At 65.1% G+C, this 15,839-nt stretch carries 12 protein-coding genes and 1 tRNA gene; 2 read left to right on the top strand and 11 right to left on the bottom strand.

Going from position 1 to position 15,839, the window contains the following annotated elements:
- Positions 1 to 239 precede the first annotated feature (239 nt).
- The 8 genes from ilvC to F0311_RS00950 form a co-directional block, all read right to left on the bottom strand.
- Complete coding sequence (ilvC, locus tag F0311_RS00985) at positions 240 to 1,265, bottom strand: ketol-acid reductoisomerase (protein ID WP_150460104.1); 1,026 nt, start codon at positions 1,263 to 1,265, stop codon at positions 240 to 242.
- A 26-nt stretch (positions 1,266 to 1,291) separates the two neighbouring features.
- Positions 1,292 to 1,822, bottom strand: coding sequence for an acetolactate synthase small subunit (ilvN, locus tag F0311_RS00980; RefSeq protein WP_150460103.1), 531 nt, complete (start codon positions 1,820 to 1,822; stop codon positions 1,292 to 1,294).
- A 105-nt stretch (positions 1,823 to 1,927) separates the two neighbouring features.
- The gene (locus tag F0311_RS00975) at positions 1,928 to 3,751 is read right to left on the bottom strand and encodes an acetolactate synthase large subunit (RefSeq protein ID WP_150460102.1); all 1,824 of its coding nucleotides are present in this window, start codon (positions 3,749 to 3,751) and stop codon (positions 1,928 to 1,930) included.
- Positions 3,752 to 4,109: 358 nt separating this feature from the next.
- Positions 4,110 to 5,861 (bottom strand): dihydroxy-acid dehydratase, encoded by a 1,752-nt coding sequence (ilvD, locus tag F0311_RS00970; RefSeq protein WP_150460101.1) that lies wholly within the window; start codon positions 5,859 to 5,861, stop codon positions 4,110 to 4,112.
- A gap of 107 nt (positions 5,862 to 5,968) precedes the next feature.
- Positions 5,969 to 6,364: a hypothetical protein gene (locus tag F0311_RS00965; protein ID WP_150460100.1), complete on the bottom strand. Its 396-nt coding sequence runs from the start codon at positions 6,362 to 6,364 to the stop codon at positions 5,969 to 5,971.
- A 56-nt stretch (positions 6,365 to 6,420) separates the two neighbouring features.
- A complete protein-coding gene (locus F0311_RS18875; protein WP_150460099.1) occupies positions 6,421 to 6,654 on the bottom strand; it encodes a LuxR C-terminal-related transcriptional regulator in 234 nt (77 codons plus the stop codon).
- 15 nt (positions 6,655 to 6,669) lie between these two features.
- The gene (locus tag F0311_RS00955; protein ID WP_150460098.1) at positions 6,670 to 7,197 is read right to left on the bottom strand and encodes a response regulator; all 528 of its coding nucleotides are present in this window, start codon (positions 7,195 to 7,197) and stop codon (positions 6,670 to 6,672) included.
- A gap of 4 nt (positions 7,198 to 7,201) precedes the next feature.
- The gene (locus tag F0311_RS00950) at positions 7,202 to 10,810 is read right to left on the bottom strand and encodes an endo-1,4-beta-xylanase (protein WP_191089668.1); all 3,609 of its coding nucleotides are present in this window, start codon (positions 10,808 to 10,810) and stop codon (positions 7,202 to 7,204) included.
- Between the two features lie 465 nt (positions 10,811 to 11,275).
- Here F0311_RS00950 and F0311_RS00945 point away from each other — a divergent pair, with 465 nt between their 5' ends.
- On the top strand, positions 11,276 to 11,638 hold the full coding sequence (locus F0311_RS00945; protein WP_150460096.1) for a GntR family transcriptional regulator: 363 nt from the start codon (positions 11,276 to 11,278) through the stop codon (positions 11,636 to 11,638).
- Positions 11,635 to 12,651 (top strand): DUF1648 domain-containing protein, encoded by a 1,017-nt coding sequence (locus F0311_RS00940; protein WP_150460095.1) that lies wholly within the window; start codon positions 11,635 to 11,637, stop codon positions 12,649 to 12,651. Before F0311_RS00945 ends, F0311_RS00940 begins: the two co-directional genes overlap by 4 nt.
- 104 nt (positions 12,652 to 12,755) lie before the next feature.
- Here F0311_RS00940 and F0311_RS00935 read toward each other — a convergent pair whose 3' ends face one another.
- The 3 genes from F0311_RS00935 to F0311_RS00925 form a co-directional block, all read right to left on the bottom strand.
- A complete protein-coding gene (locus F0311_RS00935; protein ID WP_150460094.1) occupies positions 12,756 to 13,391 on the bottom strand; it encodes an ANTAR domain-containing response regulator in 636 nt (211 codons plus the stop codon).
- 75 nt (positions 13,392 to 13,466) lie between these two features.
- Positions 13,467 to 15,563 (bottom strand): DEAD/DEAH box helicase, encoded by a 2,097-nt coding sequence (locus F0311_RS00930; RefSeq protein WP_223881047.1) that lies wholly within the window; start codon positions 15,561 to 15,563, stop codon positions 13,467 to 13,469.
- Positions 15,564 to 15,744: 181 nt separating this feature from the next.
- Positions 15,745 to 15,827: transfer RNA gene (locus F0311_RS00925), tRNA-Leu, on the bottom strand.
- Positions 15,828 to 15,839 lie beyond the last annotated feature (12 nt).

The raw sequence follows: 15,839 nt of genomic DNA, 5'->3' as shown, positions 1-15,839 counted from the left end.
AGCGAGTGGGGGCCGATGACGACGCCGCCGCCTGGCCCCCACTCACTTTAGTACGACTTCCGGTGCCCGCTTCAGGCCGTGAGGCCCGAACGAAGCCTCCGGGCCGACTTCAGGCGTGAAGTCAGCGGTTCCGCCGGCCGAGGCGGAGCATTGACGTTGGGGACCGGTGCAAACGCGTAGCGATTGTGCGGGCCACGTCAGGAACTGAGCGGGGTCCCCCGTCGGCGGGACCAGCACTGCTAGCGCGCGGCAGTGCCCTCGGTGTAGTCGTCGTCAGTAGGGATCCAGCTGAAGAGCTTGCGCAGCTCACGGCCGGTGGGCTCAATCGGGTGGTTCTGGTTCTTCTCGCGCAACTGCTGGAACTCCTTGGCGCCGTTGCGCTGGTCGTTCATGAACCGCTCGGCAAAGGCCCCCGACTGAATATCTGCCAACACGGCCTTCATGTTCTCCTTGACCTCTGGGGAGATCACCCGCGGGCCGGAGACATAGTCACCGAACTCGGCGGTGTCGGAGATGGACCAGCGCTGCTTGGTCAGCCCGCCCTCAACCATCAGGTCCACAATCAGCTTCAGCTCGTGGAGCACCTCGAAGTAGGCGATGTCGGGCTTGTAACCGGCCTCAGTGAGCACCTCGAAGCCGTACTGGACCAGCTGGGAGGCGCCGCCGCAGAGCACGGCCTGCTCGCCGAACAGGTCGGTCTCGGTCTCCTCGGTGAAGGTGGTCTCGATCACCCCGGCGCGGGTGCCGCCGATGCCCTTGGCGTAGGCCAGGGCCAGCTCCTTGGCCTGCCCGGAGGGGTTCTGCTCCACAGCGATCAGGGCGGGCACGCCACGGCCTGATTCATATTCGCGGCGCACTACGTGGCCGGGGCCCTTGGGTGCCACCATGGCCACGTCCACCTCTGCGGGGGGCTGGATGTATCCGAACCGGATGTTGAAACCGTGGCTGAAGAAGATCGCGTTGCCTGGCTGGAGATTGGGGGCGATCTCCGCGGTGTAGACATCGGCCTGGTACTGGTCAGGCACCAGGATCATCACGATGTCGCCGGCCTTGGCAGCCTCAGCCACCGTGGCGGTCTTCAGGCCCTGCTCCTCAGCCTTGGCACGGGATGTGGAGCTTTCCTTCAAACCGACAACAACGTCCACACCTGAGTCGCGCAGGGACAGGGCATGGGCGTGGCCCTGGGAGCCGTAGCCGATGATGGCCACGGTCTTGTCAGACAGCAGGCCCAGGTCGGCGTCGTCGTCGTAATAGAGGTCAGTCACTTGAGTTCTCCTCGAGGTGGGGGTTCTTATTTGAAAGCTTTGTCGGTCATGGACTTAGCACCGCGGCTGATCGCCAGCGAGCCGGAGCGGACGATCTCGCGCACCCCGAAGGGCTCGAGCACCGAGAGCAGCGCATCCAGCTTATCGGCGGCCCCGGTGGCCTCCACGGTGAGCGAATCGGTGGAGACGTCCACAATCTTGGCGCGGAAGAGCTCCACCGCCTGGGTAACCTGCAGGCGGGCGGCGGCATCGGCCTTGACCTTGATCAGCAGGTGCTCGCGCTGCACGGAGTTGCCGGGCTGCAGCTCGATGATCTTGATGACGTTGATCAGCTTGTTCAGCTGTTTGGTGATCTGCTCAAGCAGCTCGGCGTCGGCGTCCACCACTACGGTGATCCGGCTCAGGCCCTGGATTTCGGAGGGGCCCACGGCCAGTGAGTGGATGTTGAAGGCGCGGCGAGCGAAGAGCCCGGCGACTTTGGCCAGCACGCCGGGGACGTCTTCGACCAGAACCGAGAGGGTGCGACGGGCGACGCCGTAAGCTGGGGTGGTTGCCATGGCTTCAGTCATCCTCTCCGTCGAAGTCCTGGGTATGCGTTCGGTCACTTCCAGCACCCTGCTTCTGCACGGTGCTGGTCCCCTGCTCGCTCTCTTGCGGGTGCCTCATTCTTCCCCCTCAAAATCTGGAGTCAGTCCCCTTGCGACTTGGATATCGCTGTTGGAGACCCCTGACGGGACCATCGGCCAGACCATGGAGTCCCGGGAGACCACAAAGTCGATGACCACTGGCCGGTCGTTGATCTGAAGAGCCTGCGCGATCACCGAGTCGATGTCCTCATCGCGTTCGCAGCGCAGGCCCACGCAGCCGTAGGCCTCGGCGAGCTTCACGAAGTCCGGGATGCGCACCACCTCCTCGCCGGAGGGGTTCAGCGCGGTGTTGAGGTCGGTGTTGGAGTAGCGGGATTCGTAGAACAGGGTCTGCCACTGGCGGACCATGCCCAGGGAGGAGTTGTTGATCACCGCGACCTTGATCGGGATGTTGTTGATCGCACAGGTGGCCAGTTCCTGGTTGGTCATCTGGAAGCAGCCGTCGCCGTCGATGGCCCAGACCGTGCGCTCGGGGTTGCCCACCGCCGCTCCCATGGCGGCCGGCACGGAGTAGCCCATGGTGCCCAGCCCTCCGGAGTTCAGCCACTGGCGGGGGCGTTCGTAGCCGACGAACTGGGCGGCCCACATCTGGTGCTGTCCGACTCCGGCCACGTAGACGGCCTCTGGCCCGGAGGCTGCGCCGATCTTCTGGATGACCTTCTGCGGGGCGATGGCACCGTCCTCGGGCTCGGTCCAGCCCAGCGGGTAGGTGCTCACCAGCCGGTTCAGCCGGGTCCACCAAGGATTCAGGTCCGGCCGGTCGGTGCTGGCGAAGACCTCCTGCACGGCTGTGGTCAGCTCGGGGATGATGGACTTCAGGGACCCGACGATCGGCACATCGGCGAACCGGTTCTTGGAAATCTCGGCGGGGTCCACATCGGCGTGGATGACTTTGGCCTCCGGGGCGAAGCTGTCCAGCTGCCCGGTGACCCGGTCATCGAACCGGGCGCCCAGGGTGATGAGCAGGTCGGACTGCTGCAGGGCGGCCACTGCCGACACCGAGCCGTGCATACCGGGCATGCCCACGTTAAGCCGGTGGGAGTCGGGGAAGGCGCCGCGGGCCATCAGGGTGTTCACCACAGGTGCCCCGACCTGCTCGGCCAGGGTCCGGAACTCCTCGGCGGCCTCGGCTTTGATGAGTCCCCCGCCCACGTAGAAGACCGGACGGTGGCTGGCGGCGATGAGTTTGGCGGCCTCGCGAATCTGCTTGGGGTGGCCCTTGGCGGTGGGCTTGTAGCCGGTCAGTCCGATCTGCGGCGGCCAGCTGAAGGTGGTCTGCGCGGCCTGGGCGGATTTGGTGATGTCCACCAGCACGGGCCCCGGGCGGCCGGAGGAGGCGATGTGGAAGGCCTCGGCCATCACCCGTGGGATCTCATCAGCATCGGTGACTAAGAAGGTGTGCTTGGTGATGGGGGTGGAGATGCCTACGATATCGGCCTCTTGAAAGGCGTCGGTGCCGATCACTGCGGCGTTGACCTGCCCGGTGATGGCCACCAGGGGCACCGAGTCCATATGGGCATCAGCGATGGCGGTGACCAGGTTGGTGGCGCCGGGGCCGGAGGTGGCGACGCAGACCCCTACCTTTCCGGTGACCATGGCGTAACCCTGGGCGGCGTGGCCGGCGCCCTGTTCGTGGCGGACCAGGATGTGGTTGATCTTCTCGGAGTCCATCAGGGGGTCGTAGGTGGGCAGGATTGCTCCACCCGGGATGCCGAAGACGTCGGTGACGCCGAGTTCCTCCAAGCTGCGGATGATGGCCTGGCTGCCGGTGACCTGTTCGGGCGCAACGATGTGCCCTGGCCCGTAGAGCCGCGTCTCAGCTGTTGTTGTGGTCAGCATGTCCAATCCCTTATCTGCCCCTGCACAGACGAAACCCCGGCCGCCGGAGTCCCTTGTCAGGGGCCCTCGTGCCGGGGTGATCGATCGGTTCGCGTCAGCTTGTCATGGTGAGCAGACCGTTCATGCCCCGGCGGGGGCAATGACGGGTACTACTACCACTAGCATCTGGCGCATATGACTATGTTTTCGTCTCGCGTGATCTGCGTCAACTCACACCCCACCCGTCTCACTATTTGAACTGACTACCGGGTGCTCCAGCCATCTACCCAGCGTTTGTTTCACCGGTAGGCCAGAATCATCCATATATGAAACAACGGCAGGGTAAAACCGAGAGGTTGACCAGGACCCGCACTGGCGCTCAGCCGCAGTAGGCGCCTTCGGCGGCGGAGCGGACCAGTTTGGCGTACTTGCCCAACACCCCGGTGGTGACATAGGGCGGCAGCGGCTTCCAGTCGGGGCTGGACTTCCGGGCGGTCAGCTCCCCCTCATCGACCAGCAGGTCGATGGTCTTGCCGGCGATGTCCACCCTGATCCGGTCGCCGTCAGCGATATAGGCAATGGGTCCGCCGTCCACCGCCTCGGGGGCGATGTGGCCGATGCACAGTCCGGTGGTGCCGCCGGAGAATCGGCCATCGGTGATCAGCAGCACGTCTTTGCCCAGGCCGGCACCCTTGATGGCACCGGTGATGGCCAGCATTTCGCGCATGCCGGGCCCGCCCTTGGGGCCCTCGTAACGGATGACCACCACGTCGCCGGGCTGAATGACTTCGTCCTCCAGGGCCTTCAGCGCGGCCTGTTCACGTTCGAAGACCCGGGCGGTGCCCTCGAAGATCTCGGCGTCGAAGCCTGCCGACTTCACCACGGCTCCCTCCGGTGCCAGCGAGCCGCGCAGCACGGTGATGCCGCCGTTGTGGTGCATGGGGTTGTCCAGGTGGCGGATGATGGTCCCGTCGATGTCCGGCGGGTTGATCTCGGCGAGGTTCTCGGCCACGGTCTTGCCGGTGACGGTGAGCGCATCGCCGTGCAGGAGTCCTGCGTCCAGCAGGGCGCGCATCACTACGGGCACTCCGCCTACCCGGTCCACATCGACCATCACATGCTTGCCGAAGGGTTTGAGGTCGCCCAGGTGGGGGACCTTCTCACCGATCCGGTTGAAGTCCTCCAGCTGCAGGTCCACCCCGGCCTCACGGGCAATGGCCAGTAGGTGCAGCACCGCGTTGGTGGAGCCGCCGAAAGCCATGGTGACCGCGATGGCGTTCTCGAAGGACTCCTTGGTCAGAATCTCCCGGGTGGTGATGCCTTTGCGCAGCAGCTCCACCACGGCTTCGCCGGACTTGCGGGCGTAGGCGTCGCGGCGCCGGTCGGCCGAGGGCGGGGCGGCGGAGCCGGGCAGCGAGAGGCCCAGCGCTTCGCCGATGCAGGCCATGGTGTTGGCGGTGTACATGCCGCCGCAGGCGCCCTCGCCTGGGCAGATGGCACGTTCTATCACCTCCAGATCTGCTTCACTGATGGTGCCGCGGGCGCAGGCCCCGACCCCTTCGAAGGCGTCGATCAGGGTGACCTCGCGCTCAGTGCCGTCGGAGAACCGGGCGATGCCGGGCATGATGGACCCGGCGTAGAGGAACACAGATGCCACATCCAGCCGGGCGGCGGCCATGAGCATGCCAGGCAGGGATTTGTCGCAGCCGGCCAGCAGCACGGTGCCGTCCAGCCGCTCGGCCTGCATCACGGTCTCCACCGAGTCGGCGATGACCTCGCGGCTCACCAGGGAGTAGTGCATGCCCTCATGCCCCATGGAAATGCCGTCGGAGACGCTGATTGTGCCGAACTCCAGGGGGTATCCCCCGCCGGCGTGCACGCCCTCCTTGGAGGCCTGGGCCAGCCGGTCCAGGGAGAGGTTGCAGGGGGTGATCTCGTTCCAGGAGCTGGCGATGCCGATCTGGGCTTTGCCGAAATCCTGGTCGTCCATGCCGACTGCGCGCAGCATGCCGCGGGCCGGGGCCCGGGTGTATCCGTCGGTGACCTGCCAGGATCGCGGCTTCTCCGGGTTGGAGGGTCCGGTGACTGCCTTGGGCGGGGTGTGGGTGGTTTCCTCAGTGGGGGCGGACATGTGCTCCATATTACGACGCCGCCTCCTCACCCCAGTCTGCGCCCCGGCGCCGTCTCACAACGTGGTCAGCTGTGCGACGGCGCCGGGTCAACGGTGCAGACCTTCACTCAGGCGGAGCCTGGACCTGGTGCCGGGTTCTCGAGTTCCGCCTTCCTAGAGAACCTCCACTCCAGGAGCAGACCTGACGCGAGAATACCCAGAGCCATCACAAATGCTTGGATTACCGCCAGATCAAGGGCAAGGAAGGCAACCACAGCGAAGTTCAGGGAGAAACAGCCGGTTGCATAGCAGAAGCCGCGTAGCACACGCGCACCTGCCGAAGGCTCATCAGTAACCCGCCAGCCGACCCAGATCCCCAGGAACGTTCCGAGAACAGAAGGGAGAAGGACAATAAAGATAGTGTCCAACGTGCCAAGCAGGAGCAACCCCACGGCCTCTGACAGCGGCGCGCCATGCGCAAGGTGAAGCGCCAGGACAAACAGTACACTCAGGCCTGCCGCCACTGCCCCTAGGATCATTCGCACTCTGCGCGCAACTTCCTGTCCGGCGCACATCCGGACTACCCAAACCTCACGTTTTCAGCGAATTGACGCCACATCTCATTGGCCTGCCCCCTAGTCAGCAGTCCCCGAAGGAAAACCCTGCGGATCTCCACCAAGCCTTGTCGAACTCCCTGCACCAGCGTATTGTCACGAGTTCCTGTAGACCCAAGCTTCTGACCTGCTCTGGAAAGATACGACTTCACCGTCCCCTCGGAGAGGTACATCGCTTTGGCAATCTGTTGATTACTCATCCCTTCAGCCAGGCTTCAAAGCACCTGCAGTTCACGGGTTGAAAGCTCCACAGTATCCCCAAGTTCTCGAAGAAGCGTCACGCGGGATTCGAACGGCAAGTCACGCCCAACTTGGCTATTTATCTGCCTACGGACCGAATCACTGAGAACCAATTCTCCGGCGTATGCTTTCCTGATCCCATCTGCGATCTCTGAAACCTCAATACCCTTGACCAGATACCCCACTGCGCCAGCTCGTAAAGAATGAGCAACATGGCCCACACTCATATCGCCCGAAATCATCAGCACCGGTAAGTTCGGGTCCACAGCAGTGATTCGGGCAGTGGCTTCAATGCCATCTACGGGAAACATCACAACATCCATCAGAATCACATCCGGGTGATGGCGCTCAGTCATGACCACAGCCTCGGCTCCGTCCTCAGCCTCAGCGACAACGGATAGATCTTCCTGATCTTCGATCAGGCCACGGAGTCCCGCACGCAAAGCCGGGTGATCATCGACCAGAAGAACCTTGATTTCTTCCCTCATTGGATGGTATTTCAAGCCGTCAGTCTACCTCTTCTTGTGTACAGCGGCGAGAGGTTCTCAGGATAAGGGTGCCTGCCCCGAGCAGGATCAGCGCGCCGAGCAGGAGGGCGCCGATGGTCGCACCGGTGATGGCCAGGCCGTCCTCGTCCTCATCAGGGGCGGGGCTCTCGGTGGGCTGCTCCGTCGGAGTGGGTGAGGGGGCAGCGTCGTCATCTGCTGCCACTATGGTGATCTCGGTCCAGCCCAGCAGCTCCCCCTCGGGGGTGTAGACGGCGAATCGGTGGTCGCCTGCACTGTCTGCAGGCAGGGTCACGGTGATCACGGCATCGGCGTCAGCTGTGGCCGAACCCAGGTCGGCGGGGTCGGAGAACAGCCAGGTGCGGACCTCTTGGTCAGCATTGTCCTCACCGATGAAGGCCTCGATGTCCTCCCCTTCCACAGCGGGGTCGGTGAGGATCTCCACTTGCCCGCGGTTGTCCTCGCTCAGCTCCTCCGGGTCGGGGGGCCAGATCTCCTCGCCCGGGTCGGTGGGGTCGTCCCCCGTCTCGGTGACCAGGCGCAGCGTGCCCCAGCGCTCGGTGTCCTGGTAGCCGTTGCCAGTGGGGTCAGCCCAGGTGGTGACCAGGCGGGAGCCCTCATGAGAGTCGTTGACCTGGACGTCGAAGCCGTGGATGGACCCGGCTCCGCCGTACTCGCGCAGGCTGATGGCGGCCTGGACGATATAGCCGTCCTCGGTGGTGGAGGTGGCGGACTGAAGCTGCTCGAGCTGGAACTGCTCATCACCGGAGCCCACCGAGACTTCGTTCTCCGCGGAGATGCGGAACTGGAAGTCGTACTGCTCGGAGAGCAGGTGGTGGCCGTCGCGGGATGCGGTCCGGTAGGGACCGTTGCGGTGGTTGCCCAGGTCCAGGAAGAACTCCACGGAGTCCTGCACCCACGGGTCGGAGGCGGAGACGTCCACATCCGGGTCGGTGACATCGGCCAGCAGGTGCAGGGTCTCGCCCTCCCAGAGGGTGTAGACCTCGGCAGTGGCACCCTGGCGGGGACCGGTCTCGATCTCAACCCCGGTGGTCAGCGTGGTGGCATCCGCCCAGGCATCGGTGAGCTCGGCATTCAGCTCAGGGGCCTGCTCTGCCTCAGGCGCCTGGTGGTAGCTCAGCGGCTCAACCAGGGTCAGTGTGGCGTTGAGCCAGGAGTCGCCGTCTGCGTGCAGGTCCACAGCGAGGCTGTCGCCCTGGCTGAGGCCCTCGATCTCGGCCAGGCTCTCCCCCTCAGGGCTGAGCTGGTAGGTCTGCCCCTCGTGCTCCACGGTGACTGAATCGGCCGCGGACTCCACGTAGAAGACTAGGCCGTCCTCGGACCAACGCAGCTGGAATTCGGCGACTCCCTCTTCTGTGGTGTGAAGGGGCAGCTGGGTCCAGTAGTTCTCCGGGTCTGCCGCGGCAGTCTCGTCGTTATGGGCGAAGACCACCGCACGGTTCTCCCGCGGGGGCAGCTCCCCGCCCACAATGCCGGTGTAGGCCAGCTTAGGGCTGAAGTCATCGTTGAAGATGAGCGGAGCCTGAGCTGAGCGCCAGCTGCGACCGTCATTGAGGCCCCAGACTGCCACCGCATCCAGTTGATTCTCTGCTGACCACTCGCGGAAGAGAGCGAAGGCGTCCCGGTAGTGGTAGGCCTGGTCGATGAGCGCGCCCTCGGTGACACTGTCTCCCACGGTGATATCCAGCTCAGTGACCAGCTGCGGCATACCGGGGAGGGCAGCCTCCACGTCCTGGAACGCCTGGCGCAGGTTCTCGATGGGCATCGAGAGGTTGAGGTGGAACTGGTGGGCGAAGCCGTCCACCGGAGCACCGCGCTCGACCAGCCGCTCGGTCAGCGCGATCATGCGGCTGCGCTTGGCCGAGAGCTCGGTGTTGTAGTCGTTGATGTAGAGCGCCACCGGACGGTCCACATTCGGGTCGGCGTAGACACCGTTGAAGTAGTGCTCGGCGTATTCGAAGGCGGCGTCCACATAACTCTCATCACCCCAGGCCTGGTACCAGTTGGAGCGGCGCATGCCGTCCTCGTAGGAGGAGCCGTCGTCGATGACCTCGTTGACCACATCCCAGGCCACCACAGGGTTGGTCTCGGAGCCGAAAGCCCCGTACTGCTCGTAGATGGCCTCGGCCACCGAGCGGATGTGGAACTCCATGCGCTCATCCATTTCGGCCTGGGATGAGACCTCGAAGAACCAGGCGGGCGTCTGGGAGTGCCACACCAGCACGTGCCCGTAGACGCCGAGGTCATTGGCTGCGGCGTAGTCCAGGATGGCCTCAGCCTGGGGGTGCATGCCGAAGGTGTCGAGCCCCTCGCCGGAGTACCAGGCCTCGGGCTTCATGTGGTTCTCGGCGGTGATCCGGTCGAAGTGGTGGTTGACCACCTGTGCTGCGGTGCCGGTGGTCTCGCGTTCGTCGATGGCCACGCCGAGCGGGAAGCCCACGGTGTCCTTCAATGGGGTGAGATCGGAGTCGTAATCATCCTCAACGCGGGTGATCTGGATGCTGTCGATGTAGAAGTTGGAGGTGACGCCGGGGTTGTCATTGTCCCAGGTGGTCTCGAAGTAGATCTGCAGCTCATCAGCGCTGGGAGCGGTGAACCGCTGCTCGATCTGGACCCATTCGGTGTCGGAGAGGCCGCTGAACTGGCCCAGGGTGGAGTAGCTGGTGGAGCCGTCGGCGGTGCTGGCCGCAGAGAGCCAGATATTGTCGGTCTCCTCACCCTCGGCAAACTTCACCCAGGCGCTGAGGTCGTACTGCTGGCCGGCTGCCAACGCCTCGCCGGCCTCTGCGCCGATGCCCTGGCCCTGGTGGGTCCGGTCGGTCACAGCTGCGGAGTAGGTGCCCTGGTGGGCTGCGGCGTCGGTGACTTCCACGGTGTGCTGCTCCTCGCTGACATAACGGGGACCCCAGGGGCCCAGCTCGCCGTCCTCGAAGTCGTGGCTGAGGGCTTCGGGGCTGTCGGCGATGTCCTCCTCGCCGTCGCCCTCATCCCCATTGCCAGGGTCTGCCTCACCGGTGTGCTGCAGGATCAGGGAGGCGGAGCGGATGTAGTAGGTGTAGTCCTCCAGGCCGTTCACATCCGGCAGGCCGGTGTAGGCGCGGAAAGCCTCCAGGTCGGTCTCCTCAGTGATCTCGAAGCTGGAGGTCACCTCGGTCCAGTCCTCGGCGCTGACCTCCGTGGCCTGGCCCCACTGGTAGTTGTGGCCGGCGCCGTCGTCGTGGGCGACCCAGCGCGCATCGGCGGTATCCTCCACCTCATTGCTGAGCCGGATCTCTGCGGTGTAGACCACGGTGTCGCCGGGGACCACCTCGAGGCCCTCATCGGCCAGCAGGCCATGCGGGGACTGGATGCCCTGGTGATCCTGCGCTCGGTCGACAGCCAGGACGGTCTCACCGTCCACCTCGGGGAAGTCGATCCGCTCCGCGGCGTCGTTGTCCCACCATTCTGCGAGCTCCCCGCTGCTGAACTCGGTGTTGAGCAGCTCGGTCTCGGTGGCGCCCTCGTCTTCTGCTGCGGCCGGTGCTGCTGCCAGTGTGCAGCCGGCCAGTGCGGCGGCGGTGGCCAGGGCGAATGGTCTGCGAGTACGCATAGTGTCCCTCACGGTTCGAGTGATCTGTTGCCTGTTCATGCCGAGCCGGGCAAACGTTTACCAGGTTCTTGACCCCGATCATAGTGTGATTGGAGTCACAAGTTCAAGTGCTCGCGCGCGCTAGAACAACACATCACGACGACGCCACGCCTCACCGCGCATCTCTCAACCCCACGCCCCGAACAGCCTGCCGCCACGCCACACCACGCATCTGCCGACCCCACGCACCGCACAATTCACCCTCCACCCTTCCACCCCCGCCCGGCCCAAAAATCAGGTGCTTATTGGAATGTCTGCACCTCATGAAGGGCAGACATTCCAATAAGCACCTGAAAACGCGAAAGTGCACGCGGTGGTCCGCCTAGCCCCACCCAAAAACGCGAAAGTGCACGAAGCCGTCCGCCTAATCTCAGTCAGCCCGATCACCAATTGTTCTAGTTCAAATAGAGCAAGTAAACTAGGTGTATGCTCTTCCGGATCGCCCCCAGCTCTCAGCGGCCGCTGTTCGAACAGCTGGCAGCCCAGGTGCGCCGTGCCGTACTGACCGGGGAGCTGGCCGACGGCGAGCGCCTGCCCGCCGCACGCGAGCTGGCCGAGTCCCTGGAGGTCAACCAGCACACCGTGCTGCACGCCTATCAGATCCTGCGCGATGAGGGCCTGGTGGAGCTGCGCCGCGGCCGCGGAGCAGTGGTGACCGCCCAGTCGGCCCAACAGTACCGGCAGCTGCAGCAGGCTGTTGCTGCCGTGCACACCGAGGCGCGCAAGCTCGGCCTTCCGCTCCATGCAGTGGCCGCAATGATCGAACAACCTGTGGAGGAGACCGCATGACTGCTGGCGCTGCTGAGCTGAGGCCGCCTATCCCCTACCGTGGGCGCAGAGTCCTGTGGGGCGTCGTCGTCCCCTTTGCCATCACCGCTGGAGCGTTTGCCCTGCTGCTCAGCTGGCTGCCGCGGCTGCCTGACCAGGTGGTGCTGCAGTGGGGGCCGGAGGGGACGCCCAGCCGGCTCGGCTCGGTGTGGGAGCTGATCGGGATCAGCGGCAGCTTCGCGGTGCTGAGCTCCCTGGTATTAGCCGGATGCGCGCTGTTCACCGGGCGCACCGGGTTCATCCGGCGGATTGTGCTGGGCCTGGCCACCGGGCAGTCACTGCTCTTCGCCGGGATCATGGTCGATCCCCTAGCCCACCAGCTGGACCTGCCCGAAGGTGATGCTCCGGCGTACAGCGAGTGGGGCCTCCTGATGGTGCTGACAGTGGCGCTGGCCGGGGGAATTCTGGCCGCGACGTTGGCGGGGGCGGATCCGCGGCAGCCCTCCGATCGCCCGGTCACCGGTGAGCAGGCTGAACTGGCACCGGACGAGCGCGCGGTGTGGGTCAAGGGCCTCACCCCGGGAGGAAGGTTCCTGAGCGTGTTCGCCGCAGTAGCGGTGGTGTATTTCTCGCTGATGGGCGCGATGGCATGGTGGGCCCAGTCGTGGTTCACCCTGCTGGTCTCACTGCTCCCGGTGCCCTTGACTGCGGTGATGTTCGCCTGGCGGGTGCGGGTGGACTCGCGCGGGCTGACCGCCTCCAGCGCACTGGGCTGGCCGAAGCTGCACGTGCCGGCCGACGAGGTCGAAGGCGCCGAGGCCGGCCGGGTAGAAAGCCCGATGGGTGAGTTCGGAGGCTGGGGTATCCGCAGCTCGCTGTCTGAGCCGGACGGGACCGTCGGGGTGGTGATCCGCGGCGGCGAGGCGCTGGTGGTCTCCCGCTCGGGCGGCCGGAAGGTGGTGGTCACCGTCGACGACGCCGCCACCGCAGCTGCCCTGCTCAACACCAAGGCAGCTCGCGCCCGGCAGAGCTAAAACTCCCGCTGAGTGCATGATTTGTGCAGTTTTTCGGGCGTGAAACCGGCCAAACCGCTGCACAGATCACGCACTCAACGTATGAGGGGCTGGGACCGCCTCGCTCAGCCCATCTGATCGACCACGGTTTCGGCGACTTCGCGCATGGTCAGGCGGCGGTCCATGGAGGTCTTCTGGATCCAGCGGAAGGCCTCCGGCTCGCTGAGTCCCATCGTGGAGATCAGCAGGGACTTGGCCCGGTCCACCAGTTTGCGGGTCTCGAACTTCTCGGCCAGGGATGAGACTTCCTGCTCCAGGGCGCGCAGCTCTTCGAACCGGGCGGCGGCCACCTCAATGGCAGGGACCAGATCGTTCTCCCCGAAGGGCTTGACCACATAGGCCATCGCACCGGCCTCACGGGCTGACTCGACCAGGTCGCGCTGGGAGAAGGCGGTGAGCATGACCACCGGGGCGATCTTCTCCTCGGCGATGGTCTTCGCCGCGGTGATCCCGTCCATCACCGGCATCTTCACATCCATCACCACCAGGTCGGGCTGGTGCTCCCTGGCCAGCTCCACGGCTCGTTCGCCGTTTTCGGCTTCACCGACCACCTGGTAGCCGGCGCCGGTGAGGATCTCGACGATGTCCAGGCGGATCAGGGTTTCGTCCTCGGCCACCAGCACCCTTCGCTGCTCACCGGCAGTGCTGCCGGAGGCGTCATGGGCTGCTTCCAGGTTCTCCTCGCTCACAGGGCTCCTCATCAGGCTGCGTGGGTGCGGCGCAGCTGCGCCGCGGATTATCAGTCGCCCTGATCCTACAGTCACCGGCGCCGCTGGTCACTCCAGCAGCCCACGGATATCCTCTGCGGTCAGCTGGGCCGAGTCGGTCGCACCGGCACCGTCGAGCACCCGGTTGAACAGCTCCAGTTTGGACTCTTTCAGCGTCATCACCTTCGATTCGATGGTGTCCTTGGACACCAGTCGGTAGACCATCACGCGGCGGGTCTGGCCGATCCGGTGCGTCCGGTCGATGGCCTGCTCCTCCGCAGCTGGGTTCCACCAGGGGTCCAGCAGCACCACGTAGTCGGCCTCCACCAGGTTCAGGCCGAAGCCCCCGGCTTTCAGGGAGACGAAGAAGACCGGCACAGCACCTGCGCGGAACTGCCTGATCACCGACTCCCGGTCAGTGGTGGAGCCATCCAGATAGGCGCTGGGGATGCCGGAGGACGACGCCGCCTGGCGCGCCTTGGTCAGGAACCGGGTGAACTGGCTGAGCACCAGCACCTGGTGCCCCTCCCCGACCACTTCGCCCAACAGCGAGGACAGTGCCTGAAGTTTGACCGAGGGGGCAGATTCTTCCTCCACGAGCGAGGAGTCCAGGGCCAGCTGTCTCAACAGGGTCAGTGAGCGGAAGATCTCGAACCTGTTGGCGGCCATATTATCCACCAGACCCAGCACCTTCAGCCGCTCCCGCTGCAGTCTGCGGTCGTAGATCCGGCGGTGCTCGGGGTCCAGCTCAAGCTCGAGCACCTGTTCCTGTTTGGGCGGCAGCTCGGCTGCCACCTCCTCCTTCTTCCGCCGCAGCAAGAAGGGGCTCAGCCGCCGCTTGAGTTGGGCGAGCCGGGCAGCGTGCTGTTCTTTCTCGATGGGATTGCGGTAGACCCGGTTGAACTGTTCTCGGCCGCCGAGCAGGCCGGGACAGGTGATGGAGAACAGGGCCCACAGCTCCTGCAGGCTGTTCTCCATAGGAGTTCCGGTCACCGCCAGCTTGAACGGGGCGGAGAGGTCGCGGGCCGCACGGTAGCCCCGGGAGGTGTGGTTCTTGATCATCTGCGCCTCGTCCAGAATCAGTCCTGACCAGTCCAGCTGCTGGTACTGCTCGGCCTCCATCCGGAACAGCGAATAGCTGGTGATCACCATGTCAGCACCTGCCACCTCAGCGCTGAGGCTGGTTCCGCGGCGGGCTTGGGTGGCGCTGATGGTGGTGATGCTAAGGTCCGGGGTGAACCGGGCGGCCTCTGCTGCCCAGTTGCCCACTACGGAAGTCGGCGCCACGATGAGGAATGGGGAACCGGGGCGCTCCGGATCCGGGGCGGTTCGGGCACGCTGCACCATCGCTAGGGTCTGCAGGGTCTTGCCCAGCCCCATGTCATCGGCCAGCACTCCGCCCAGGCTGTGGTCGTAGAGGAAGCTCAGCCAGCTGTAGCCGTAGCGCTGGTAGTCGCGCAGCTCCGCCTGAACCTGTGCGGGAGGATCCAGGTGCACCAGCTGTGCCTGCTCGCTGAGCTGGGCCAGGTTCTGCCACCAGGCCTCGCGCTTAGCCTGCACGTTGTTCAGCCCGCTCAGTTCCTCCCACAGATCCACCTGGTAGCGGCTGATCCGCAGGCTCCGGCCCCGGGGGTCGTTGAGCTCACGGGCTTCGCCGATGATCCGGCGCAGCTGCTCCAGCTCCGGGGTGATCAGCGGAAAGTAGGTTCCGGAGGGAAGCACAAATATCTGCTCGTCACGTACCAGGGCGGCGAAGAGTTCCTCGAAGTCGACCTGTTCGCCCTCGATGCTCACTTTCACCTGGAGGTCGAACCAATCGCCCTCGGCGCTGGAGGCACCGATGTTCAGCGAGCCCTCCTCTGCAGTGCCTATCTGGATCTGTGGAGCTTCCTTAGCGCGGCGGTGGCCGGGGCCCAGCGGAGGCAGGGCCAGTCCGGCGGCTGTCAGTGCTGCCTGGGCGTGGGCGCACTCGGCACCGGCATCGGCTGGTGAGTCCGGGCAGCTGCAGGTGATGGCGGACTCATCGACTGTGGAGAGCACGACGACGCGCTCGTACCATTTTCCGGAAACACCTGCGGCCACCACCGCTTCGATACGCTCACCTGCCCCGGAGGGCTCACGGCTGACGATGAACGCCGCATCGGAGAGGTCTATCTGGTCGGTCACTGGTATTGGAGATCCCCTAAGCTGCGAGCGGAGTAGGGCCCCTGACGTCGGTGGCCCGAACACACGCGAAGCGGTTGTGCGGGCCCCGTCAGGGAGCAGCGGCTTGAGGCGCGAAGGCCGGCGCCGCTGCTGCCGGCCGAGAGGCGAGCGGGGCGTGAACCCGCCGCCGGGGCCAGCACTGTGCCCGCGGTGAGATTCGAACTCACACGACCTTGCGGTCGGCAGATTTTGAGTCTGCTGCGTCTACCATTCCGCCACGCGGGCCTTTCAGGCACC

Origin of the sequence: Nesterenkonia ebinurensis, assembly GCF_008711175.1 — a bacterium.
Classification (GTDB): Bacteria; Actinomycetota; Actinomycetes; order Actinomycetales; family Micrococcaceae; genus Nesterenkonia; species Nesterenkonia ebinurensis.
The sequence above is the reverse complement of the archived record's forward strand: the minus strand, read 5'-3'. Positions and strand labels throughout refer to the sequence as shown.